The 21,055-nt window shown below is 69.9% G+C and carries 21 protein-coding genes and 1 pseudogene; 5 read left to right on the top strand and 17 right to left on the bottom strand.

What is annotated here, in order from left to right:
- The 3 genes from D7Y11_RS21395 to D7Y11_RS21385 all read right to left on the bottom strand — a co-directional run.
- On the bottom strand, positions 1 to 798 hold a 798-nt coding region (locus D7Y11_RS21395; RefSeq protein ID WP_148139220.1), incomplete at its 3' end, for a LysR family transcriptional regulator.
- Between the two features lie 12 nt (positions 799 to 810).
- Entirely contained in the window at positions 811 to 1,632 is an 822-nt protein-coding gene (locus D7Y11_RS21390) for an NAD(P)-dependent oxidoreductase (protein ID WP_120576627.1), read from the bottom strand.
- A gap of 92 nt (positions 1,633 to 1,724) precedes the next feature.
- Positions 1,725 to 2,615 carry a hypothetical protein gene (locus D7Y11_RS21385; protein ID WP_120576620.1) on the bottom strand — a complete coding sequence of 297 codons (891 nt, stop codon included), beginning with the start codon at positions 2,613 to 2,615 and terminating at the stop codon, positions 1,725 to 1,727.
- A 161-nt stretch (positions 2,616 to 2,776) separates the two neighbouring features.
- Here D7Y11_RS21385 and D7Y11_RS21380 point away from each other — a divergent pair, with 161 nt between their 5' ends.
- On the top strand, positions 2,777 to 5,461 hold the full coding sequence (locus tag D7Y11_RS21380) for a M1 family metallopeptidase (RefSeq protein WP_126934639.1): 2,685 nt from the start codon (positions 2,777 to 2,779) through the stop codon (positions 5,459 to 5,461).
- An 18-nt stretch (positions 5,462 to 5,479) separates the two neighbouring features.
- Here the strand turns inward: D7Y11_RS21380 and D7Y11_RS21375 are convergent, their stop codons facing one another.
- The 3 genes from D7Y11_RS21375 to D7Y11_RS21365 form a co-directional block, all read right to left on the bottom strand.
- A complete protein-coding gene (locus D7Y11_RS21375) occupies positions 5,480 to 5,878 on the bottom strand; it encodes a hypothetical protein (RefSeq protein WP_120597184.1) in 399 nt (132 codons plus the stop codon).
- 83 nt (positions 5,879 to 5,961) lie between these two features.
- Positions 5,962 to 6,306, bottom strand: a complete 345-nt coding sequence (locus D7Y11_RS21370; RefSeq protein WP_120580272.1) for an antibiotic biosynthesis monooxygenase — start codon at positions 6,304 to 6,306, stop codon at positions 5,962 to 5,964.
- Positions 6,303 to 7,424 (bottom strand): cytochrome P450, encoded by a 1,122-nt coding sequence (locus D7Y11_RS21365; RefSeq protein WP_126934638.1) that lies wholly within the window; start codon positions 7,422 to 7,424, stop codon positions 6,303 to 6,305. Before D7Y11_RS21365 ends, D7Y11_RS21370 begins: the two co-directional genes overlap by 4 nt.
- 63 nt (positions 7,425 to 7,487) lie before the next feature.
- Here D7Y11_RS21365 and D7Y11_RS21360 point away from each other — a divergent pair, with 63 nt between their 5' ends.
- Complete coding sequence (locus tag D7Y11_RS21360; protein WP_121753548.1) at positions 7,488 to 8,171, top strand: helix-turn-helix transcriptional regulator; 684 nt, start codon at positions 7,488 to 7,490, stop codon at positions 8,169 to 8,171.
- On the opposite strand, the gene proC is transcribed toward D7Y11_RS21360, so the two are convergent.
- Positions 8,153 to 9,004 carry a pyrroline-5-carboxylate reductase gene (gene proC / locus D7Y11_RS21355; protein WP_126934637.1) on the bottom strand — a complete coding sequence of 284 codons (852 nt, stop codon included), beginning with the start codon at positions 9,002 to 9,004 and terminating at the stop codon, positions 8,153 to 8,155. The two genes, D7Y11_RS21360 and proC, sit on opposite strands and share 19 nt — an antisense overlap.
- Positions 9,005 to 9,749: 745 nt before the next feature.
- Positions 9,750 to 10,526, bottom strand: a complete 777-nt coding sequence (locus D7Y11_RS21350; RefSeq protein ID WP_120580276.1) for a YdiY family protein — start codon at positions 10,524 to 10,526, stop codon at positions 9,750 to 9,752.
- A gap of 143 nt (positions 10,527 to 10,669) precedes the next feature.
- Between D7Y11_RS21350 and D7Y11_RS21345 the strand changes: the two genes are divergently transcribed.
- Positions 10,670 to 11,557 carry a PhzF family phenazine biosynthesis protein gene (locus D7Y11_RS21345; RefSeq protein ID WP_126934636.1) on the top strand — a complete coding sequence of 296 codons (888 nt, stop codon included), beginning with the start codon at positions 10,670 to 10,672 and terminating at the stop codon, positions 11,555 to 11,557.
- Positions 11,558 to 11,768: 211 nt separating this feature from the next.
- Positions 11,769 to 12,380, top strand: coding sequence for an Hsp20/alpha crystallin family protein (locus D7Y11_RS21340; RefSeq protein WP_158641978.1), 612 nt, complete (start codon positions 11,769 to 11,771; stop codon positions 12,378 to 12,380).
- A gap of 16 nt (positions 12,381 to 12,396) precedes the next feature.
- On the opposite strand, the gene D7Y11_RS21335 is transcribed toward D7Y11_RS21340, so the two are convergent.
- From D7Y11_RS21335 to D7Y11_RS45200, 3 genes are read right to left on the bottom strand one after another with little or no spacing between them, the layout of a single operon-like run.
- Positions 12,397 to 13,092 carry a hypothetical protein gene (locus D7Y11_RS21335; RefSeq protein ID WP_126934634.1) on the bottom strand — a complete coding sequence of 232 codons (696 nt, stop codon included), beginning with the start codon at positions 13,090 to 13,092 and terminating at the stop codon, positions 12,397 to 12,399.
- Entirely contained in the window at positions 13,089 to 13,754 is a 666-nt protein-coding gene (locus D7Y11_RS21330; protein ID WP_126934633.1) for a hypothetical protein, read from the bottom strand. The genes D7Y11_RS21335 and D7Y11_RS21330 overlap by 4 nt, the downstream gene beginning before the upstream one ends.
- Positions 13,751 to 14,428, bottom strand: coding sequence for a Fic family protein (locus D7Y11_RS45200; protein ID WP_199753760.1), 678 nt, complete (start codon positions 14,426 to 14,428; stop codon positions 13,751 to 13,753). The genes D7Y11_RS21330 and D7Y11_RS45200 overlap by 4 nt, the downstream gene beginning before the upstream one ends.
- A 158-nt stretch (positions 14,429 to 14,586) precedes the next feature.
- Here D7Y11_RS45200 and D7Y11_RS21320 point away from each other — a divergent pair, with 158 nt between their 5' ends.
- Positions 14,587 to 15,507: a diacylglycerol kinase family protein gene (locus tag D7Y11_RS21320; protein ID WP_121754757.1), complete on the top strand. Its 921-nt coding sequence runs from the start codon at positions 14,587 to 14,589 to the stop codon at positions 15,505 to 15,507.
- Here D7Y11_RS21320 and D7Y11_RS21315 read toward each other — a convergent pair.
- From D7Y11_RS21315 to D7Y11_RS45350, 6 genes and pseudogenes are all read right to left on the bottom strand, one after another.
- The gene (locus D7Y11_RS21315; protein WP_120580282.1) at positions 15,497 to 16,387 is read right to left on the bottom strand and encodes a protein-glutamate O-methyltransferase CheR; all 891 of its coding nucleotides are present in this window, start codon (positions 16,385 to 16,387) and stop codon (positions 15,497 to 15,499) included. The genes D7Y11_RS21320 and D7Y11_RS21315 overlap by 11 nt on opposite strands.
- A 2-nt stretch (positions 16,388 to 16,389) precedes the next feature.
- Positions 16,390 to 17,454, bottom strand: a complete 1,065-nt coding sequence (cheB, locus tag D7Y11_RS21310) for a chemotaxis-specific protein-glutamate methyltransferase CheB (protein WP_121754758.1) — start codon at positions 17,452 to 17,454, stop codon at positions 16,390 to 16,392.
- Positions 17,455 to 17,465: 11 nt separating this feature from the next.
- Positions 17,466 to 17,801 (bottom strand): antibiotic biosynthesis monooxygenase, encoded by a 336-nt coding sequence (locus D7Y11_RS21305; RefSeq protein ID WP_121754759.1) that lies wholly within the window; start codon positions 17,799 to 17,801, stop codon positions 17,466 to 17,468.
- A 22-nt stretch (positions 17,802 to 17,823) separates the two neighbouring features.
- Positions 17,824 to 19,353: an AarF/ABC1/UbiB kinase family protein gene (locus tag D7Y11_RS21300; protein ID WP_121754760.1), complete on the bottom strand. Its 1,530-nt coding sequence runs from the start codon at positions 19,351 to 19,353 to the stop codon at positions 17,824 to 17,826.
- Between the two features lie 34 nt (positions 19,354 to 19,387).
- Entirely contained in the window at positions 19,388 to 20,602 is a 1,215-nt protein-coding gene (locus tag D7Y11_RS21295) for a methyl-accepting chemotaxis protein (protein ID WP_233605139.1), read from the bottom strand.
- A 22-nt stretch (positions 20,603 to 20,624) separates the two neighbouring features.
- Positions 20,625 to 20,885: pseudogene (locus tag D7Y11_RS45350) on the bottom strand (Hpt domain-containing protein); the annotation flags it as partial.
- Between the last annotated feature and the right edge of the window lie 170 nt (positions 20,886 to 21,055).

Below are 21,055 nucleotides of genomic sequence, written 5' to 3'. Positions count from 1 at the left end.
GGGCTGGTCCTGCGTGGCGGTGCGCGGCTTCATCCCGCCGGCCGTCTTCACGGAGCTGCAGGCCTTGTAGGCGCGCAGCAGCTCGTAGAGGTGGAGGAAGCTCTCCACCCGGCCGACCTCGGTGACGGACACGCCGTGCGCTGCGAAGCGCGCGCTGTTGGCGCCGCCGTAGGGGTCGTCCCGCAGCCAGTCCACGAAGCGCTGGCCCTGGAGGTCCTTCACGTCCAGGGTGCGGCGGGAGGCGTGCGCCTTCGCGAGCGGGGAGTCGGGGCCCGCGATGACCGCGAAGGACATGCGCAGCAGGGACTCTGTGTCCACGCCCTCGTGCGGGGGCAGGGGTGTGAAGTCGAGCGCCAGGTCCTGCTGCCGCGTCTGCACCTGGCGCATGAGCTCGTGCGAGCCGCCGAAGCCCACCACCAGCTTGAGGTCGGCGGCGGCGGCGTCCTGCGCGATGCCACCCAGCAGCGACATGGACAGCGTGGGGTTGAGGCCCAGGCGCAGGGTGGGCTCCACGCGGGCCAGGTCCATCAGCCGCTTCACGTCCAGCTGGTGAAGCGGCGTCTGGGTGCCCGCGTAGAGGCGCTCTCCTCGCGCGGACAGTTGCAGGCGCCGGCCCGGCCCCCGCTCCAGCAGGGCGGCGCCATCCGCGAGCGCTTCCTCCAGGGCGCGGATGTGCTCGCTCACGACGGAGCGGGCGACGCCCAGGTGCTCCGCGGCGGCGTCGATGCTGCCTGCCTCCACGGCGGCGGTGAAGGACTCGAGCCAGACCAGGTGTCGCTGGAGCTTGCGCGGGGGCATGGGGCTGCGGCGCTAGAGGAAGAAGTCGGGGAGCAGCTCCGCGCCGGGGACGGACTGGTACTTGTCCAGGTTGGTGACGCCGGCGGCGCGCAGCACTTCATCGTCGATGCAGAAGTTGCCGGTGAAGGAGCGGCTGGGCTTGGTGAGGATGGTGTACGCGGCGTCGGCCATGATCTCCGGCGTGCGGCTGCCCTTGATGGTGTCGTCGCCGCCCAGCAGGTTCTGCACGGCGGCGGTGGCGATGACGGTGCGGGGCCACAGCGTGTTGACGGCGATGCCGTCGTCCTTGAGCTCCTCCGCCATGCCCAGCGCGCACAGGCTCATGCCGTACTTCGCGATGGTGTAGGCCACGTGGGGGCCGAACCAGCGCGGCTCCATGTTGAGCGGCGGCGAGTTGTTGAGGATGTGCGGGTTGGAGGACTTCTTGAGGTACGGGATGCACGCCTGCGAGCACGCGAAGGTGCCGCGCGTGTTGATGCCGTGCATCAGGTCGAAGCGCTTGAGCGGCGTCTCCAGGGTGCCGGTGAGGCTGATGGCGCTGGCGTTGTTCACCAGGATGTCGATGCCGCCGAAGGTCTCCACGGCCTTGGCGACGGCGGCGTGGATCTGCGCCTCGTCGCGGATGTCCACCACGCAGGGGAGGGCCTTGCCGCCGGCCTCTTCAATCTCCTTCGCCGCCGTGTAGATGGTGCCGGGCAGCTTGGGGTGCGGGTCCGTGGTTTTCGCGGCGATGACGATGTTTGCGCCGTCGCGGGCCGCACGCAGCGCGATGGCCTTGCCGATGCCGCGGCTGGCGCCGGTGATGAAGAGGGTCTTGCCTTGGAGGTTGGACATGGGCCGCATCCTGACCCACTCCACCGCCGCGTGCATCTGGAAGACACCCGGTGGACCGGGGCCGCGAGGAGCCCCGGTCCCCGGACTGTCGGTTACTGCGTGATGCAGGTGACCGTTTCGAGCATGGTCACATTGGAATTGCCGGTGGTGCCCCAGTTGCCCACGCCGTTCGTGCCCACGATGAACGAGTAGGCGGAGCCGCGGATGGCGATGGTGAAGTTGCTCGCGTTGACATGGCCCTGGTCCTGGCAGAAGCGGCGGGCGGTAGCCGCCGGGGTGCTGTAGTTGCCGGACGGGAAGTTGGGCTGGACGGTGCCGATCTGGTAGCCGTTGACCGTTGGCGTCGTGTACGTGAGCACCGTCGCGTCGAAGCAGGTGATGGTCTCCAGCATGGTCACGTTGGAATTGCCGGTGGTGCCCCAGTTGCCCACGCCGTTCGTGCCCACGACGAATGAGTAGGCGGAGCCACGGATGGCGGTGGTGAAGCTGCTCGCGCCGGTGTGGCCCTGGTCCTGGCAGAAGCGGCGGGCGGTATCGGCGGCGCTGCTGAAGTTCCCGGTGGGCTGGTTGGGGAGGTACGTGCCAATCTGATAGCCATTGACCGCGGGAGTCGTGTAGGTGACGCCCGAGTTGGAGGTGAAGCAGGTGACGGTCTCCAGCATGGTCACGTTGGAATTGCCGGTGGTGCCCCAGTTGCCCACGCCATTCGTACCCACGATGAACGAGTAGGCGGAGCCACGGATGGCGGTGGTGAAGCTTTGCGCGCCGCTGTGGCCCTGGTCCTGACAGAAGCGGCGGGCGGTGTCGGCGGCGCTGCTGAAGTTCCCGGTGGGCTGGTTGGGGAGGTACGTGCCAATCTGATAGCCATTGACCGTGGGCGTCACATAGGTCTGGTAGGTGTCAGCGCTGGCCGACGACGCGAAGCCCACGACGAAAAGCAGGGACACGAAGAGGGAGGGAAGATCGCTGCTGCGACGAAACATGTTTATCCTCGGCTAGAGGGTGATGCGGGGGGATCAGGACCGTAGCGGCTCGCGGGGTTGAAATCACTGCTTCACGGATTGGAGACATTTCAAGAATGCTGTGGGTGCGAGCCGAGACGTAGGCGCGGTGCGCGACCCGCGCATGGTCTACGCTGCGCCCCATGCGACTGCTCCCACTCCTCGCCCTGGTGGTGTTGACCGTCCGCTGCGCCCACGCGCCGGAGGCCGCGCCGACTGCATCCGCGCCGCCCTCCGTTTCGTGGCCGGAGGCCCTGCCCCCCGCGCTGCGGCTGCCGGACACCGTTCGGCCCGTGCACTACGCGCTGGATCTGAAGCTCGTGCCCTCGGAGGACAGGTACCCGGGCAGCGTCACCATCGACGTGGAGGTCCGCGAGCCCGTGCGCCAGGTGTGGCTGCATGCGCAGGACGTGGAAGTGACGCGTGCTCGTGTCACCGTGGCGGGCCGCACGTTCGATGCGAAGCCTGTCACCGCGCCCGAAGGACGTCTGGGATTGCTGCTGCCGGAGGAGCTGCCGGTGGGCAAGGCCCAGCTCCTGCTCGACTTCACCGGCAAGGTGGACCGTGAGCGCAGCCAGGGCATCTACGGGGTGGAGGAGGGCGGTGAGCCCTACCTCTACACGTTCTTCGAACCCATCGACGCGCGCCGCGCCTTCCCGTGCTTCGACGAGCCGACCTTCAAGGTGCCGTGGCGCCTGCGCTTCACCGTGAAGGCCGGACACGTGGCGCTGGCCAACCATCCCGTCGTGTCGCGCGAGCCTCTGGCGGACGGACTGGAGCGCGTCACCTTCGCGGAGAGCAAGCCGATGCCCAGCTACCTCGTGGCCTTCATGGTGGGGCCGTTCGACATCGTCGAGGCCGGCACCGTGGGACGCACGAACGTGCCGCTGCGCTTCATCGTCCCCAATGGCCGGGGCGCGGAGACGCGCTACGCCGCGAGCATCACGCCTCGCATCGTGAAGGGCCTGGAGGACTTCTTCGACCAGCCGTATCCGTACGAGAAGCTCGATGTGGCGGTCGTGCCCCGGTACTGGGGCACCATGGAGCACCCGGGCATCGTCGCGCTCGGACAGCCGCTCACGCTCATTCCGCCCGGCGAGGAGACGCTGTCCCGCCGCAAGTCGTACGCGGTCATCGCCAACCATGAGCTGGGGCACTACTGGTTCGGGGACGTCGTCACCTGCTCCTGGTGGAACGACATCTGGCTGAACGAGTCCTTCACCGCGTGGTTGGACCGGCAGACCGTGGACCGGCTGGAGCCGTCCTGGGACTACCAGCAGGAGCGCGCCATGTCCGCGACCCGCTCCGCCCTGGCGTCGGATGAGCTGGCGTCGGCGCTGCCCGTTCGCAAGCCGGTGGAGAGCAATGACGACATCGTGGGCTCGTTCGACAACGGGACGACGTATGACAAGGGCTCGTCCGTCATCGCCATGTACGAGGCCTGGATGGGCCCCGAGCGCTTCCGCGACTTCCTCCGGGGCTATGTCCGCAAGCACGAGTGGAAGGTCGCGACGATGGAGGACTTCCTCGCGGACCTGTCCCAGGCGGCGGGGCCGGAGGTGGCGCAATCCTTCGGCGGGTTCATCGAGCGGAGTGGGGCGCCTCGGATCACCGCGCAGCTGTCGTGCCCGGCGGGCGGTGCTCCGTCCGTGAAGCTGTCGCAGGAGCGGTACCTGCCCGTGGGCTCCAAGGCGGACTCGCGGCAGGAATGGCAGGTGCCCGTGTGTCTTCGCGTGGGCACGGGCACGCAGTCGTCGCGGGTGTGCTCGATGTTGCAGGGGCCGTCCGCGGAGGTCGCGTTGCCCACGAAGCAGTGCCCGGCGTGGGTGCTGCTCAACGCGGGCGGCACGGGTTACTACCGCGGCGGTTACACCCGCGAGCAGTTGACGAAGCTGCTCGCGACTCCGGCCGCCGCCTTCACTCCCGCGGAGCAGATGGCGCTCTGGGCGGATGTGGATGCGGCGGTGAGCCGGGGCGACCTGCCGCTGGGGGAGGCGCTGAAGTCGGTGCCTGCTTCCGCGAAATCGACGAACCGGCTCGTGGTGCAGAGCGGTGCCTCGCTGCTGGAACTCGTGCGTCTGGAGCAGCTCACGCCCGAGGAGCGCCAGCGCTTCCGCGCGTGGGTGGCCTCGCTCTACTCGGCGCGTGCGCGGGCCATGGGCTGGGTGCCGAAGCCGGGCGAGGACGACTCCGTGAAGGATTCACGCTCCCTGTTCCTCCGGCTGGCCGGTGGTCTGGGCGATGACCCTCGGCTGGTGAAGGAGGCGCTGCCCCTGGTGCGCGCATGGCTGGCGGACCGGAAGTCGGTGGACCCGGAGGCGTTCAGTGCCGCGCTGCCCCGAGCAGCGACGCACGGCGATGCGGCGCTGTTCGACGCGCTGCTGGAAGCGGCGAGGAAGGAACAGGACCGCACCGAGCGTTCCCGGCTGCTGATGTCGCTGGGCTACTTCCGGAACCCGGAGCTGTTGTGGCGGGCGCTGGGGCTCGTGGTGTCGCCGGACTTCGATGTGCGGGACTCGCAGAGCATCCTCCGGATGGCGTTGATGTTGCCGGAGTCGCAGTCGCTGGCGTGGAACTTCTATCAGACGCACTTCGATGCGCTGACCCAGCGGCTGCGTTCGGATGAGCTGGGTCGGCTGATTGGCCAGACGGGGAGCCTCTGCGATGACATCCACCTGGCACAGGTGGAGACGTTCCTGACGCCCCGCGTGGACAAGATTGAAGGCGGACCGCGCGCGCTCACCCGGGCCCTGGAGTCCATCCGGCTGTGCATCGAGTCCCAGAAGCTCCAGTCCCCGAGCGTCAAGGCGTTCCTCCGCGCCCGGTGAGCCCCACGGCCTGAAGCCTCACGGACCGTAGGGGCACATCTTCAGCATCTGCGCGATGGGCGGGCGGCAGAGCTCCAGGAGCTGTGTCTCGTCCAGGAACGAGGAGGTCCGCGCCTTGAAGAAGCAGGCCGCGGGATCATCCGAGGGCTGGGCGTACTGGCAGAGCTGGAGCGCCTGCGGGTCGGCGAGGAAGCCTTTCTCCTGCACCCGGAGGAAGCACCGTGCCGGGGTGTCTGAACGGGCACCCTGGCAGAGCTGCGCCGCGATGCTCTCGCTCACCGAGCTGCCCTGGCGCGCCGCTTCGAAGCAGGAGTATTGCGACGCACCCTCGGGTGGGCCTTCCATCTGCCCCACCGCCGGAAGCCCGAGCAGCGCGGCAGCCAGCCCCCAGGCACCTCTCCAATGGCCTCGCTTCATCGTTCACCCCCCAAAGAAGGTGGGGGAGTCATGGCCCGCATGGGAGGGACGGGCGGGAAGACAGCCGCCGTGCGCCGGCCGCGTCAGTCGTGCACGGTGCGACTGTCGGCGGGCACGGCCGCCCGGTCCTTCAAGCCGTAATCCCTCACGACGTGCGCCACCCGCAGGCGGTAGTCGCTGAACACGCCTCCTCGGCCTTCGCGCTGGGCCTCACGGTGGGCCTCCTGGCGCCGCCACTCCGCCACCGCCGCCTCGTCGCGCCAGTAGGACAGGGACAGCAGCTTCCCCGGGGTGCTGAGGCTCTGGAACCGCTCGATGGAGATGAAGCCGTCGATGTCCGCCAGCAGGGGCCGCAGCTCCGCCGCGAGGTCCAGGTATCGCTGCCGATGCGACTCGTGTGTCCAGACCTCGAAGATGACAGCAATCATTCCAGTCCTCCCAGGACGCGGGCATTGGTGGAAGCACGCCAGGTGACGGGGCCCGACAACGGTGACAGGTCCAGGCCGCTCGCGAGCACACGCTCCGCCGCCGCCTTTGCCATCGTCGTCGCGAGCAGGGGCCCGGGGCAGGCATGCGAGCCCAGGCCGAAGGTGAAGCTCTGGCGCCGCGCGCGCTTTGGCAGGAAGGCGTCGGGCCGGGGATTCTCGAGTGGATCCCGATTCGCGGCGGCGAGCACGACGACCACGGTCGCGCCGGCTTCCAGCGCCTGACCCGCGATGGTCGCGGCGGCATGGGTGAAGCGTCGCGTGTTCTGGACCGGCGAATCGTGTCGAGCCGCTTCCTGGACCACGTCGTCCATCGTGCACGCGCCATGTGAGAGCTGCTCGCGCAACTCGGGCACGTGAGCGAAGGCCCGCAGCGTCGCGCCCAGGAGCCCGGCCGTCGCTTCATATGCCTGGGTGAGCAGGCCCACGGCGTTCGGGATGCGCAGGTCCTCCGAGCCATGGCCTTCCAGAAGCCGCGTCGTGAACGCGGTCCTCGCCGTGGACTGGAAGCAGGCCGCCACGCGTTCGTTCAGCCTCGCCGCACCCTCACTGCCCGCAGGAGGACCGGCGGCCGAGCGGACATAGGCATCCACGTCCTGCACGCTCGCCTCCAGCGTGTCTTCCGGGAAGCCCAGCAGCGACCCCAGCACGAACACGGGAAGCTGGAGGGCGGTGTCCGGCAGCCGAGACAGTGATGGCGTCGCGAACAGCCGTGCCGCCCAGCGGCGGCTCTCCGCTTCGACCTCACACAGCGCCTCCGGCAATGCGCGTGAAAGCGTCTGCTTCACGGCGGGGTAGGAGCCTCCGTCGTTCATCCGCACCAGCCGGCCAAAGAGGGCCCCGGCGGCGGTGCCCACCAGATGCGGAGGCACCGGCTCCGACAGTGGCCGGACCCGGCAGTGCTCGCTCGTGAGCACCGCGCGGACGGTGGCCGCATCCGCCGCGATCCATGGCCCGAAGCCGGGGACGCGGTGCAGTCCTCCCCGGGCGCGAAGCTCCGCGTAGTAGGGGTACGGGTCGGTGTGGGTGACGGCCTGATACGGGTCGGTGGGCGGTGTCATCGGTCCTCGTGGCCGGGCACTCTGCTGCCGTTGCCGTGTCCGTGTGTTAGAAAATGGTTCGTCATGGAACGAACGATGAATGCAGGGCCGGACCTCACGACGCTGGCGACGGCCGTGGGGGACGCCACGCGGATCCGGATGCTGGAGCTGCTCATGGAGGGACGGGCGCTCATCGCGAAGGAACTCGCGTTCGGCACGGGCGTCAGCCCCGCGACGGCGACCGCGCACCTTCAGCGGCTGGAGCAGGCCCGGCTGGTCCGCGCCACCCGGCAGGGGCGCAACAAGGTGTTCCGGATCGCCACGCCCACCGTGGCGCGGATGGTGGAAGCGCTGATGACCGTGGCGGTCCGTGGACCCCGTGCGTCAGTGACTCCGGAACCCCTGCGTGCCGCGCGCTACTGCTACGACCATCTTGCGGGCAGATTGGGCATGGGCATCACCGACGCGCTCCTGCGGGCCGGGCATCTCGCCCTTCGTAAACGCGCGTTCGCGCTCACCCCGAGTGGCGAGGCGTGGTTCCAGGACTTCGGAATCGACCTGGCGCCCGTGCGCGAGCAGCGGCGCCACTTCGCCCACCGCTGCCTGGACTGGAGCGAGCGGCGCGACCACCTTGCAGGGGCGCTGGGCGCGGCGCTCGCCGCCCGGGTGTTCTCATTGGGATGGGTGGAACGTCAGCCCGACTCTCGCGGCCTCATCGTCACGCCTGGAGGCCAGCGGGGGATCAAGCGTCACTTCGGCGCGCTGTAGGCCGCGGCGTTCGCGTCCGCGCGCTCCCGGGTGCGCTGGATGGCGACGGAGACCGCTTCGCCCACGACGCGAGGGAGGCCGTGGGAGTCCATCGCCATCAGGCCCGCCTCGGTGATGCCTCCCGGGGTCGCTATCTCCGTGATGAGGCGAGGGGTGGTGGCGCCGGGTTCGGCCAACAGCTTCGCCGCGCCAATGAGCGTTTCCTTCGCGAGTGCCGCCGCCTCCGCCGCGTCCATTCCGTGCGCCATCGCGGCCAGGGCCAGGGCCTCCACGAAGCGGAAGACATACGCGGGGCCCGTGCCGCACACGCCCGTGCAGACCGTGAGCGCTTCCTCGGTCATCCACATGGGCCGTCCCGTCGCCGCGAAGACGGACTCGGTGGCCTGTCTCGCGGCCTCCGTCGCCCGGGTTCCGGCCGACAGGGGCGTCACGCCTGCTCCCACGCGCACGGGCGTATGGGGCAGGGCGCGGATGACAGAGACGCTGGATGGCAACGCCGCTTCCAACTGCGCGAGTCGTACGTCCGCGGAGAGCGACACCACGGTCTGCCCAGGTTCCAAGGCAGGCGAGATGACCGCCATCAGGTCCCGCAGCTGCGCCTGTCGCACCGCCAGCACGACTACGGCCGCGCCCCGCACCGCCTGCGCGTTGTCCACGAGGACGTGCACGCCGTGCCGGGAGCGCAATTCCTCTCCGCGCTCGGGCCGGCGCACCGTGACGCGAAGGTCCGAAGGACGTACGTGGCCGGACCGCAACAGTCCCAGGATGAGGGCTTCGGCGATCTTGCCGCCTCCCAAAAGGACGACGGGGGCGGGAATGGAGGGGGACGCCATGACTGAAGCCTAGCCTCAGGTAGGCCGCCAGGAGTTCGCCAACAGGCTCCGTGACCCTGTGGTCTCCGCGACGGCGCGCGCCTTGGCGGGGTGCGGCAATGGGGAACGACGGGATGCAGGCGCGGACGGTGGGGCGGGCCCACGAAGAGAGGCGTCCGCCCGGGGCCGGTTACCTCCAAACTTGTCCGACAGTCGGACAGGTTTCCACTGCATGAGGCCCGGGGCCACGCCAGCCCCGCCATTGAGCGACGTCGGGCGTGCCAACGCCAAGGTGATGACACGGACAGCGGCGCCCGCCCGGAGCCGGTTTCCTCAAAACTTGTCCGACAGTCGGACAGGTTTTCGCCGCATGGGGTCCGGGGCCGTGCTGGCCCGACGGGTGACGTCGAGTCCATGTCAGACCCCTGTGGTTGGATGGCGATGCTGGGGCGAAGAGGGGATGGGGATGGTGCGAGTGGGGAGCGTGGCGGATGTGGGGGCGCAGTTCGAGCGCGGGCTTTCGCTGGGGGGACTGACGGCCCGTGCGCGATTCGGATCGGAAGCGAAGCTGGCGCGTCTCTATTCCGTATTCCGGGACACAGCGCGCGACGCGCTTCGGTGGATCGCGGCGCGGGGCCTGGTGGTGCAGCGCCCCAGGCGCACGCCGCGCGCGGTGACCGTGGATGAGCCGTTGACGCTGGAGAAGATGCTTCCTCCCGAGCCTTGCTTCCGCGCCCGGTTCGTCAACGCGCTACTTGCCACCCACTCAAAGCTTCACACCCACCGTGGTGCGCAGCTGCGTGTCCAGGGCGGGCACTGTCGCGGGCGGCGCGCTGTCGTAGGTGAGGTTGAACCCGATGCCCACTGTGACGCGGGGATTGGGTGTCACCGCGAAGATCGTCTCGTTGAGCACGCGCAGGTCGGAGGGACGGGTGACTCGCGGCTGGATGTAGACCGTCTCCACGAGGTTGATGTTCTCCATCAGCTTTATCCGTCCCAGCAGGTAGCTGGAGACTCGCGGATCCGTGTAGCGGTCTCCCGCGTCCGGCTCTCCGTCCTTGCGCAGCCGCTCGTGCTCCAGCATCAGCGCCACCCCGAAGGTGAGCCCCAGGCGGTCCTCGTTGAGCAGGATGAAGCGCGGTCCCGCGCCCAGCAGGATCCGGAGCTGGAGCCGGCGGAACTCGTTGTATTCGTGCTGCGCGAAGATCTCGCCCGACACCGTGTCCGTGAGCTTGCGCCGGTAGCGCACGTGCTCCAGCACCTGGCTGACGATGCGCTCGCCGCTGGCGAACGAATACTCACCCCGGATGACGCCCAGCCAGACGTCACGCTCGGAGCGCAGCTGGCCCACCAGGGAGCCCCGAATGGAGAACAGCTCCGTGCTGCCCGTGCGCCAGTCGCCGCCCAACTCGATGGCCGCGGCCGGCCCCGGCTCCGCCTTCTCGTCGAAGAGCGCCTGCACGTTGACGATCTGTGCCGCCGCGCCGCTCGCGTGGAGCAACACCACCAGCACCACCCACCCACCCGACTTCAGGAGATTCATGCATCCTTGCTGTGCCTGCTCTGGCGCTCTCGTTCAACCCTGTTGTGGGGCTCCGGTGCGTCGGTCCAGCGCTTGACGCCAACGGTCCAGGAGGGGCATGCCTGCGCTGTTTCCCAGGCCCTTGCCCTGTCCGGAGTCCGCCCATGCAGGTTCACATCATCGATGCCTTCACCCGCACCGCCGGTGCGGGAAATCGCGCGGGCGTGGTGCTCGACGCCTCGGCGCTGGATGTCCCCACGATGCAGCGGACCGCCGCGGCCGTCAGCGCGTCGGAGACCGCGTTCCTGCTGTCCCGGCCCGGTGACGCCACCGTGCGCCTGCGCTACTTCACGCCCGTGGACGAGATTCCCTTCTGCGGCCACGCCACGGTGGCCACCTTCCACCTGCTCGCGGAGAAGGAACTCCTGCGAAGCCCGGGGACGTACACGCTGGAGTGCCCCGGCGGCACGTTCGGCATCGAGCTGGAGCCCCAGGGCACGCGTGGGACTCGGGTGTGGATCGCCACGCCCCCGCCTCCCGTGCAGCCCAACCCCGTGGCCCTGGACGCGCTGATGGCCACGTTGGGCGGGACCGCGTCGCAGGTGGACCCGTCACTGCCGGTGATCCGCCAGGGCCACCGGTTGGTGGTGCCCCTCCGGCGGCTCGCGGACCTGGAGGCCCTGACGCCGCGAGGCGCGGCGATGAACGCGCTGCTGATGCCGCACGGCTTGCGCGGCGTCTACCTCTTCACCCGCGAAGCGAAGGAGGAGGGGAGCGTTGCCCAGGCGCGCTACTTCGTCCCGGGCTTCGGCATCCTGGAGGACCCCGTGACGGGCTCCGCCGCGGGACCGCTCGCGGCTTACCTCGCCGAGCACGGGAGCCTTCGCCTGCCGGAGCACGGCGGCACGGTGTCGAGTCGCATTGAACAGGGCGACACGCTCGGCAAGCCGGGTCGCATCGACATCCAGGTCACCGGCCGACCAGGCCAGATCGAACGCGCCCGCGTCGGTGGAGTGGCCCTCACCGTGATGGACGCCACGCTGCTCGCATAGCGAAGCTCACGCGCATGACGGACCGCGGTGCCGGGCCCCTTGATGGCTTCGCCGCGCACCTCCAGGTTCGAGGTTGGGATGATTCCATCCCCGATTGAGTGACCGGTGCGGTCCGGCGGCCAGGCGGCAGCCGGCTCCACCGGGGGAGGACGTCATGGCAACCGATAACAGGAACCCAGGCGCGCAGGGGGGGGCCTCCTCCTCGCCTGTCATGAAGAACGCCCAGGCCGAGGTGCCGAGCGCCACGTCGCCGGGACAGGACCCGAGGACGGGCGCTGGCATCAGCCGCCGCGAGTCGCAGGCACCGGCCATCGGCAGGGAAGCCGCGCCCGCGAGTCCGTTCGGGCTGCTGCGCCGGATGATGGAGGACATGGACCAGCTCGTCTCCGGCTTCGGAGGCCGGGGCCTCACCGCTCGGAGCGGCCTGCTGGAGGAGGGCCTCTGGTCACCGCAGGTGGATGTGCTGGAGCGGAACGGGAGCCTCATCGTGAAGGCCGACCTGCCAGGAATGCGGCGGGAGGACATCCACGTCGAGGTGCTGAAGGACCTGCTCATCATCGAAGGCGAACGCTCCTTCGAACTGGAGGAGGAAGAGGAGGCCGAGGGCATCTGGAGCCTGGAGCGCAGCACCGGTCAGTTCCGCCGCGTCATCCCGCTCCCGGAAGGCATCGACACGGAGTCGATCCAGGCGAACTTCGAGAACGGCGTCCTGGAGGTCTCCCTGCGGCTTCCGGAGGAACTGCCCCAGGGCAAGCGCATCGAGGTGAAGGGAGGCTCGCGCGAGCAGGCCCGGCGGATGACGCGCGGCAAGCCCATCCACTGAGGGAGGGGCGCGCGGATCAATGTGTGTGCCGGCGGCCCTCGTCTTCCACGACGGCCGCCGCCACCTTCTCCGCCGAGTCACGCAGCTCCGCTTCGGGCGGCGAGTGCCAGGACTCGAAGGCGAACAGCTTCCGCATCAGCTTCCCGGCCTGATAGCCGGGGCGCAGTTCGATGGCGTCGAACATCCAGGACAGCGCTTCGTCCGCGAAGGTGTACCAGGACTCCTCGCAGCCCGTGGCGTCCATGGTGAGGTTCATCGTGGTGACGAGTCCATCCGCCAACGCCAGCGTCCGGATGTCATTGTCGCCGGGGCCGGACGGCAGGTCCCGCTTCAGCGCCTGGAAGTGGGCATCCAGCTTGAACAGCCATTCGCGCGACTGCTCCAGCGCGTTGATGATGAGCTGGATGTTGTATTCCACGCTCATGTTCGGGGTCGGCTTCTGTCTGAAGAAACGGTGGCACCAGCAGTAGCCGCCGAAGCTCTCATTGCCCAGATACAGGCCCGTCTCCGTGTACCAGGGCCCCAGGTTCTGGTTGAGCATCCGCTGGATGTGCTTCGCCATCGTGTCGTGCTGCTCGTCCGTGAGCTTGCGTGTCCCCGGGGGCACGCGCGGCGCCAGGTATTCGCGCAGCAGCCGGATGAGCTTCTCCGGCTCATACCCGTCCAGGCTGTCGCGGATGCGCAGCCAGTGCCCCAGCGCCGAACGGCTCATACGGCCACCTCCGCCACCCGCGCCGCCGCGTCCCGGAGGACCTCCGGAGGAGGCGCAATCCAGGACGTGAAGACGAAGGCCGTGTCCAACTGCTCCTGGGTGGCATCCGACAAGGGCAGTCCCATCGCCTCGATGCACCACGACATGGCGTCCTGCGCGACCTGGTACCAGGTCTCCTCGCAGGACGTCGTCTCCGCCGTCAGGTCCACGGTCCGCACCAGCCCTTCCGCGAGCGCGTTCGCCCGGAGAGCCTTGTCGTCGGCCGCCAACTCGAGCTGACGGCGCGCGGCCTGATACACGCCGTCCAGCGCGTACAGAAACGAACGGATCCGCTCCAGTGCCTCCAGCATGAGCTGGATGTTCGCATCCACGTCCATCGTCCGATGCGGCGGGTTCTGGTTGAAGAACGAGTGACACCAGCAATAGCCCCCCAGCACTTCATTGCCCAGGGGCAGGCCGCTCTCGATGTACCAGGGCCCCAGCTCGGCCTGGAGCAGGTCCTTCACGGCGTTCTTCGCCTGCTTGAGCCGGCTTGCGTGGATGCTTCCGGACCGAAGGGGGGCCAAGGCCTCCCTCAGCCGGGACGCCAGCGATTGCGGTGCGTAGGCATCCAGGCTGTCGCGGATGCGGCGCCACGTGAAAGCCGAAGCGTCACTGCTCATTCGGGCACCTCGTTGGGGCACGGGGCGTCCGGCCCCGCGATGGTCCGGGCCAGCAGCCTTGCCAGCCGTGTGTAGTTCACCGCGTCTCCGGGACGCTTGGGCCACAGCACCACGGGCGCCAACGGTGGCGTGGGCAGCCGGCCCCGGCGCAGCATGTATTCCAGCCACAGCCGCGCCGCGCGGGCGTTGCCGTCCGGGAAGGGGTGGAAGAAACACAGGTCCAGGTACAACCGCGTGGCATGCGCCACTGGATGACGCTCTTCCCTCGCGTCCGCTTCCACCTTGGCGCGGAAGGCCGCCTCCAGGCCGGGCGCTTGCGCATAGCGGTGCGCGCCTCCCCGCGCGAAGGCGTCCCCGGTGCGGAAGCCCGTGGGCGCGCCCAGGAGCTCCGACTGGACCTCCACCATCCGGGCGAAGGTCAGCGGCTCGCCCATGTCCGCGAGCCGCCGCACCCGGTCCAGGGCCCGTTCGAGGCGCTCCGTCCGCGCAGGGCCCTGGGCTTCATGGGCCGGTGCGTCATGGCGGTGCAGGAAGTCCTCCTGGGCCCCCGTCTCCCGGAAGGGCTGTCGCGCCGCCGCCGCCAGGTCCGCCCGGAGCGTGGGCAGCGCCCAGTCCAGGGCGCGCGTGGCCTCCCGGTGGGGCGCGAGCTGCTCGGTGGGGGACGGGGTTTTCACTCGGGGGCTGGGACGAAATAGGGGGGCGGAGAGCCCAGCATGGACGGGGCCGGGTGACAAACACCCCGGGCGATGAGGCCCTCCCGTGGGTCACGGAGTGGAGCCTGGGCTCACAATTGCGTAAACAGGTCGTTCTCGCAGCAGGGAGAAGGCACTGAATGAAGACGTTCCTCGTGGTCAACCCGCGCAGCGCCAACGGGCAGACGGGGAAGCGATGGGTGGAGATCTCCGCGCAGGTGGGCAAGGTGCTCGGCGACTTCGGGTACGGCTTCACCAGCGGCGGCATGGATGCGGCGCGTCTGGCGCGGCAGGCCATCGATGACGGTTTTGAGTGCATCGTCGCGGTGGGCGGCGACGGCACCCTCAACGAGGTCACCAACGGCTTCTTCCGCGACGGACAGGTCATCAACCCCCGGGCCACGCTGGGCCTGTTGCCCCGAGGCACGGGCGGCGACTTCCGCCGCACCTTCGGGTGGGACCTGGAGCTGACGTCCGCGCTGGAGCGGCTGCGCACGGAGACGACCGAGCCCTTCGACGTGGGGCGGCTGGAGTTCACCGACAACGACGGCAAGCCGGCCACGCGCTTCTTCGCCAACATCGCCTCGCTCGGCGTGAGCGCGGTGGTGGCCCGCGAGGTGAACCAGGGCAGCAAGGCGCTGGGCGGCAACCTGAGCTTCATGTGGGGCACCGTGAAGGGCCTCATCAAGTACCAGGAGCAGCAGGTGCGCCTCACGGTGGACGGCGGTGAGCCGGAGACGGTGAGCGTCACCGCGGTGGCCGTGGCCAACGGCCGCTACTTCGGCAGCGGCATGTTCGTGGCGCCCGACGCGGTGACTCACGACGGCCTCTTCGACGTCACCATCTGGTCCAACTACGGCCTGTCCGACTTCGTCCTCAAGTCCAAGGGCGTCTACAACGGCGACCACGTCACCTGGAAGGGCACGCGGAGGCTGCGCTGCCGCACCATCCACGCCGAGTCGCTGACGGGCGACGTGTTCCTGGACGTGGACGGCGAGACGCCGGGCCGGCTGCCCTGCACCATGACGCTGTTGCCGGGCGCCATCCGCCTCAAGGTGTAGCGCCGGAGCGGGGCGAGCGCCGCGCGTCCTCCACGGGCGCGCCGACGCCAGACGAGGCGGGCGTGGGGCGGTACCAGCTTGTCTGTCCAATCAGGTGCCGCGTGAAGCCGTCCTCCACCAGGGGCGAGGCCTCCGCGGCGCCCAGCACCAGGTAGCCGTCCGCGTGGAGCATCCGCCGCACGCGGGCGAGCACCGCGCGCCGGGTGGGCGCGTCCCAGTAGATCATCACGTTGCGCAGGAAGACGAGATCCACGGGCGCTTCCAGCGGGAAGTCCTCCATCAGGTTGAGCGGCCGGAACTCCACCGGCTTGCGCACCTGTTCACTCAGCCGCCACCCGTCGCGCTCCTGGTGGAAGTAGCGCTGGCGCAGCTCGGGCGTCAGGCCCCGGTGGATCTCCTTCGCGTCGTAGCGGGCCTCGCAGGCGCGAACGATAGCGCGGGTGGAGAAGTCGGTGGCGAGGATGCGCACCGTCCATCCGGTGATGAGCAGCCCGGCCTCGGTCAGCGTCATCGCGACGCTGTAGGGCTCCTGACCGTAGGCACACGCCGCGCACCAGATGCGCAGCGTCCGCGTGCGGATGCGCCTGGCCAGCAGCGTGGGCAGCACCGTGGTTCGCAGGGCCTCGAAGACGGGCGCGTCGCGGAAGAAGGCCGTCTCGTGGTTGGCCAGCGCTTCCGCCAGGCGCTGGTGCAGCGGACTGCCCTCTGGCTGCGAGCGCAACCGCGAGACCAGGGAGGAGAGGTCCGGCAGACGCTCCTCGCGCATGAGGGGCGTGAGCCGCGTCTCCACCAGCGCGTACGTGTCGGACTCCAGCACGAGCCCGGAGCGGCGCAGCACGCGCTGCCGCAGGTACGCGAAGTCGTCGGGAAGCAGGGACATGTTCAGGTCCTCCGTCCGCGCGGATCCACGCGCCGCGCCAGCTCCAGGGACAGCGCCTCCAGGGGCACCACGGCATCCGCGAGCCCCGCCTGCTCCACCGCACCCGGCATGCTGCCGACGACGCAGCTGGCCTGGTCCTGCACCACCACCTGACCGCCTGCCTCGTTCACCCTCCGGCAGCCGCGCAGCCCGTCCTGGCCCATGCCGGTGAGCACCACCGCCAGCACCCCCGTGCCGTACACCTCCGCCGCGGAGCGGAAGAGCAGGTCCACCGCCGGACGGCACGCGTTCTCCGCCGGCCCCTGGTGCGTGAGCAGCCGCACGCCCGTCGCATCCCGGCACACGGCCAGGTGGAAGTCGCCGGGAGCGACCCACACCTCGCCCGCATTCACGGATGCTCCCGTCACCGCCTCGCGCACGGTGAGCGGCGTCACGCCCTGCAACCGCTCCGCGAGCAGCCGGGTGAAGAGGGGCGGCATGTGCTGCACGATGAACACCGGCACCGGCAGGTCCGCGGGCAGCGCGGACACCAGGCGCACCAGCGCGCCCGGGCCTCCCGTGGACGCGCCGACGACGATGGCCTCCACCCGCGCGGGCACTCGCGGCCTGGACTGCGGCTCGCGCGTCACCAGTGGGGGCGAGGGCGTGGCGGACGGCGTGCGTACGTTCAGCGCCTTGAGCTTGCGCACCAGTTCGTCCCGCACGGCCTCCACGGTGATGTTCATCCCGCCCGCGGACGTGGGCTTCGTCACGTAGTCGCGGGCCCCCAGCGCGAGCGCCTCCAGGGTCAACACGCCCGCGCGTTCGGTGAGCGCGCTGAACATCACCACGGGCAGCTCCGGGGCGCGCTGACGCAGGAGCTTCAGCGTCTCCAGCCCGTCCAGCTCCGGCATCTCCAGGTCCAACAGCACGACGTCCGGCTGGAACTGCTCCACCTTCGCCAGGGCGATGCGGCCATTGGGCGCGGTGGCGACGACCTCCAGGCCCGGCGCCGCGCCCAGCAGCAGCGACACCTGACGCCGCACCACGGCCGCGTCGTCGACCACGAGGACCCGGATGGCGTTCATTCGCACCCGCTTCACCGCGCCGCGTGCGCGACCGGGCAGCGGCCCACGGGGGCGCTGGAGGCACTTTCGCCATACACCTCGTGGCGCGGACGGCTCGCGAGGATGGCGCTGGCGCCCCAGTCCGTCACGCGGTGGAAGGCCTCGGACGCGACGAAGGCGTCGAAGCCCTCGCGGCTGTGCCACTCGGAGACGATGAGGTAGCGCCCCGGCGCTCCCACGCTCTTGAACAGCTCCGTGTGAGCGTGCGTCGGCAGCGTGCGCATCGCCTCCAGCACCAGCGCGAACTTCCGCTCGAAGGCTTCCGCCTTGCCCTCACGCACTTCGTAGTTCATGCCGATGGTGACCATCCGTCACCTCCTTGTCCGTGTTTCATTCGAGCCAGACCCGGACACGCCGGCGGCCCTCATCCAGGTGGAACAACTCCGACGGCCGCAGACCCGCCGCGACCGCCGCGATACCAATGGCCGCCGGATCCACGCCACGCGCCGCCAGCTTGCGAGGCAGGTCCTCCGGCAGCAGCTCCTCCAGGTGCGCCGTCACGTCCGCGCGGAAGGTGAGCGCGACGCGCGTGCGCCCTCCTTCCGTCACCTGGACCTTCAGGTAGCGCGCGGTGCCCTCCACGGGAGCCGCCGACGGCGATGGCGGAGGCGGCAGTGACGGGGCGCGGGCCTCATCCAGGAGGGGTCCCCATGCGATGGGCGCATCCAGCACGTCCAGGTGTCGCACCAGCCCGTGGAACGCGCGCAGGACGAACAGGAGCGACGCGGGCCCCGCCGCGCGGAAGTTCCAGCGGTGCGGCCCCAGCGCCTCGGTGAGCCGCTCGCCCAGGCGCCAGCTTCGCGCGTGGAAGGGTTGGTCCAGGAGGAAGGGCTCCAGCAGCACTCGGCTGACGGCGGGCAGCGCTTCCGCCATGGGCTCCAGCAGCTCCGGCGCGAAGCCCAGCATCACCCACGCGGACAGGAGCTGCTCCGGGCGCGGCGGCGTGCTCGGACAGTTCAGGAGCGTGATCAACCGCCCCAGCCCCACGGGCAGCTCCGGCGGCAGTGTCTTCACGCAGCCGAAGTCGAGCACTCCCAGCACGGGCTTGCCGTCCGGTCCCCGCGACACGCGGTAGTTGCCCGGGTGCGGATCCGCGTGGAGCGCGCCCCACGTGAAGCAGCCGTGGAGGAACAGCCGGACCAGCGTCGTGGACAGCGCGCGGCGGTCCGCTTCGCTCCAGCGCCAGCCCTCCGCGAGCGACTCGCCCTCCACCCACGTCATCACCAGCAGGTCTTCCCGCGTGAGTTCATCCACCGGCACGGGGATGACGACGCCCGGCACCTCCGCCATGCGAGTGCCCGCGTCCCGCAGGGCCTGGGCCTCGTGGCGATAGTCCAGCTCGCCCTGGAGCATGCGGGCCAGCTCGTGGCGGTAGGCGGGCAGGTCCAGCTTCCCGCGCCAGCCTCCCAACGGAGCGGCAAGCCACCCCAGCGCGCGCAAGTCATCCCGCACGGCCTCCGCGATGCCCGGGTGCCGCAGCTTCACGGCCACTGTGCGCCCGTCATGCAGCACGCCCCGGTGCACCTGGCCCAGCGACGCGGCGATGCCCTCGCCCTCCAGCGACTTGAAAACCTCCCGCCACGGACGGCCCAACCGGCGGGACACCTCCGCCAGCGCGGCCTCCGGGTCGAGCGGGGAGGGCGCCTCCGCGAGCGAACCGAACCCCGGCGTGTCCGCGCCCAGCTCCGCGAGCGTGAGCACCTGGCCCACCTTCTGTGGCAGCCCGCGCAGCCCCAACAGGCGCTGGGCCAGCTCGTGCCGTGCGCGCTCCGCGTCCTGGGGCCGGGACCCCCGCCGCAGACGCGTGGAGGCACGGGCCACCTGGCCCAGCTCCCACCACCGCTTCAATCCGGTTCGCACGTGCCGTCGCTCCCTGTGCCTTCCGCCGCCCGCGCTACTTCGTCCGCGTCTGCTTGTCGGAGGTGTCCACCTGCACGACCAGCCGTTGCAGCGACTGCGCCATGTGGGCCAGCTCCACCGCCGAGCGCTGCGTGCTGCCCGCGCCCTCGGTGGTGCTGCGCGCGGCCTCCGCCACGGCGGCCATGTTCTCGGAGATCTGCTGGCTGCCCTTGGCGGCCTCGCCCACGTTGCGGAGGATCTCCCCCGCGGTGGCCGTCTGCTCCTCCACGGAGGAGGCGATGGACGTCTGCAGCTCGTTGATGCGGCCGATGGTGGCGCCAATCTCCAGGATGGCGTTGACCACCTCCTCGGTGTCGCCCTGGATGCTGCCGATCTTCTGACCGATGTCCTCCGTGGCGCGGGCGGTCTCGCGCGCCAGCTCCTTCACCTCGTTGGCCACCACCGCGAAGCCCCGGCCCGCCTCACCGGCGCGCGCCGCCTCGATGGTCGCGTTGAGCGCCAGCAGGTTCGTCTGCTGCGCGATGGAGGTGATGACCTTGATGACCTTGCCGATCTCCTGGCTGCTCGTGCCCAGCTTGCCGACGACGCTGGACGTGGAGTCCGCGAGCTTCACCGCGGAGGACGCCACCTTGGCGGCGGCGCTCGCGTTGCGCGCCACCTCGCGGATGTTCGCGTTGACCTCCTCCATGCCGGACGCGACGCTCTGCACGTTGCGGCTGACCTGTTCGGCGCCGGCGGACACCTGGGTGGCCTGCGCCGCGGTCTCCTGCGCGTTGCTCACCATCTGCTGGCTGACGCTGGACAGCTCCTGCGACGACGCGGCGAGCGTCTGCGAGTGCTGCGTCACCTCCTGGAAGATGCCGCGCAGGGTGCTGTCCAGATCCTTCTCACGCTGCTGCACGGCGAGCTTCTCCGTGATCAGCTCCCACGTCACCATGGGGCCCAGGTAGCGGCCCTGGCCGTCGTACACCGCCGTCACCAGCAGGTCCGCGGTCTCCGGCCCAATGGGGATGTTCGCGCGCACCGGCAGGTTCTTGTCGTTGGCCAGGATCTTCCGCTGGTACGCCACGTCCTTGTGGAAGACGTCGATGTGGGAACCCAGCACCCGGTCCGCGGCGATGGGCAGGTGCTTCTCCACGCGCTGCAACAGCCGGCGCGAGGCGGGGTTCAGGTAGACGATCTTCAGGTCCAGGTCGGCCACCATCACGCAGGTGGGCGCGTTCTCCAGCATGGCCCTCAGGCGCGCCAACTCCGTGTCCGCGCGCCGCGTCCGCCGCCGCCAGCAGCGTGGACACGCGCTCGCGGTCCAGCACCAGGCGCCGGTCGCGCGCCAGGCCGAGCATCTCCTCGGCTGCGTGCATCAACGCTTCCAGGCGGCTGAAGCCCAGGAAGCCGCAGGTGCCCTTCACGGTGTGCAGGGCCCGGAACAGCTGCGCCAGCAACGGCTGCGAGCCCGGCCGCGCCTCCAGCTCCAGCACCGTCGCCTCGATGCTCTGCACGTGCTCGCGGGACTCGAGGAGGAACTCCCGCATCACGTCGTCCCAGCCCGGAGTGTCACCCACGGACAGGACGCTTCCGGACGGAAGTCCACACAGACTGTATGTGTTTGATGAGACGGATTTGACTGGCGCTGCCCATAGGCAACGGCCCCCCCGACCCACAAGACTCCGGAGTCGAAGTCCCAGCATCCTCCAAAGTCAAC

Origin of the sequence: Corallococcus sp. AB018, from assembly GCF_003986945.1 — a bacterium.
GTDB classification, from domain to species: Bacteria; Myxococcota; Myxococcia; order Myxococcales; family Myxococcaceae; genus Corallococcus; species Corallococcus exiguus.
Note: the sequence above shows the minus strand (reverse complement) of the source record. Positions and strands in the feature narration are given on the sequence as shown.

What these genes read in the sequence shown, in the direction of transcription:
- D7Y11_RS21390 (WP_120576627.1), bottom strand. Translation starts at nt 1,632, where the DNA reads ATGTCCAACCTCCAAGGCAAGACCCTCTTCATCACCGGCGCCAGCCGC.
- D7Y11_RS21385 (WP_120576620.1), bottom strand. Translation starts at nt 2,615, where the DNA reads ATGTTTCGTCGCAGCAGCGATCTTCCCTCCCTCTTCGTGTCCCTGCTT.
- D7Y11_RS21365 (WP_126934638.1), bottom strand. Translation starts at nt 7,424, where the DNA reads ATGACACCGCCCACCGACCCGTATCAGGCCGTCACCCACACCGACCCG.
- D7Y11_RS21375 (WP_120597184.1), bottom strand. Translation starts at nt 5,878, where the DNA reads ATGAAGCGAGGCCATTGGAGAGGTGCCTGGGGGCTGGCTGCCGCGCTG.
- D7Y11_RS21350 (WP_120580276.1), bottom strand. Translation starts at nt 10,526, where the DNA reads ATGAATCTCCTGAAGTCGGGTGGGTGGGTGGTGCTGGTGGTGTTGCTC.
- D7Y11_RS21330 (WP_126934633.1), bottom strand. Translation starts at nt 13,754, where the DNA reads ATGAGCAGTGACGCTTCGGCTTTCACGTGGCGCCGCATCCGCGACAGC.
- D7Y11_RS21340 (WP_158641978.1), top strand. Translation starts at nt 11,769, where the DNA reads ATGAAGAACGCCCAGGCCGAGGTGCCGAGCGCCACGTCGCCGGGACAG.
- D7Y11_RS21305 (WP_121754759.1), bottom strand. Translation starts at nt 17,801, where the DNA reads ATGGTCACCATCGGCATGAACTACGAAGTGCGTGAGGGCAAGGCGGAA.
- D7Y11_RS21360 (WP_121753548.1), top strand. Translation starts at nt 7,488, where the DNA reads ATGGAACGAACGATGAATGCAGGGCCGGACCTCACGACGCTGGCGACG.
- D7Y11_RS21315 (WP_120580282.1), bottom strand. Translation starts at nt 16,387, where the DNA reads ATGTCCCTGCTTCCCGACGACTTCGCGTACCTGCGGCAGCGCGTGCTG.
- D7Y11_RS21335 (WP_126934634.1), bottom strand. Translation starts at nt 13,092, where the DNA reads ATGAGCCGTTCGGCGCTGGGGCACTGGCTGCGCATCCGCGACAGCCTG.
- proC (WP_126934637.1), bottom strand. Translation starts at nt 9,004, where the DNA reads ATGGCGTCCCCCTCCATTCCCGCCCCCGTCGTCCTTTTGGGAGGCGGC.
- D7Y11_RS21320 (WP_121754757.1), top strand. Translation starts at nt 14,587, where the DNA reads ATGAAGACGTTCCTCGTGGTCAACCCGCGCAGCGCCAACGGGCAGACG.
- D7Y11_RS21380 (WP_126934639.1), top strand. Translation starts at nt 2,777, where the DNA reads ATGCGACTGCTCCCACTCCTCGCCCTGGTGGTGTTGACCGTCCGCTGC.
- D7Y11_RS21345 (WP_126934636.1), top strand. Translation starts at nt 10,670, where the DNA reads ATGCAGGTTCACATCATCGATGCCTTCACCCGCACCGCCGGTGCGGGA.
- cheB (WP_121754758.1), bottom strand. Translation starts at nt 17,454, where the DNA reads ATGAACGCCATCCGGGTCCTCGTGGTCGACGACGCGGCCGTGGTGCGG.
- D7Y11_RS21370 (WP_120580272.1), bottom strand. Translation starts at nt 6,306, where the DNA reads ATGATTGCTGTCATCTTCGAGGTCTGGACACACGAGTCGCATCGGCAG.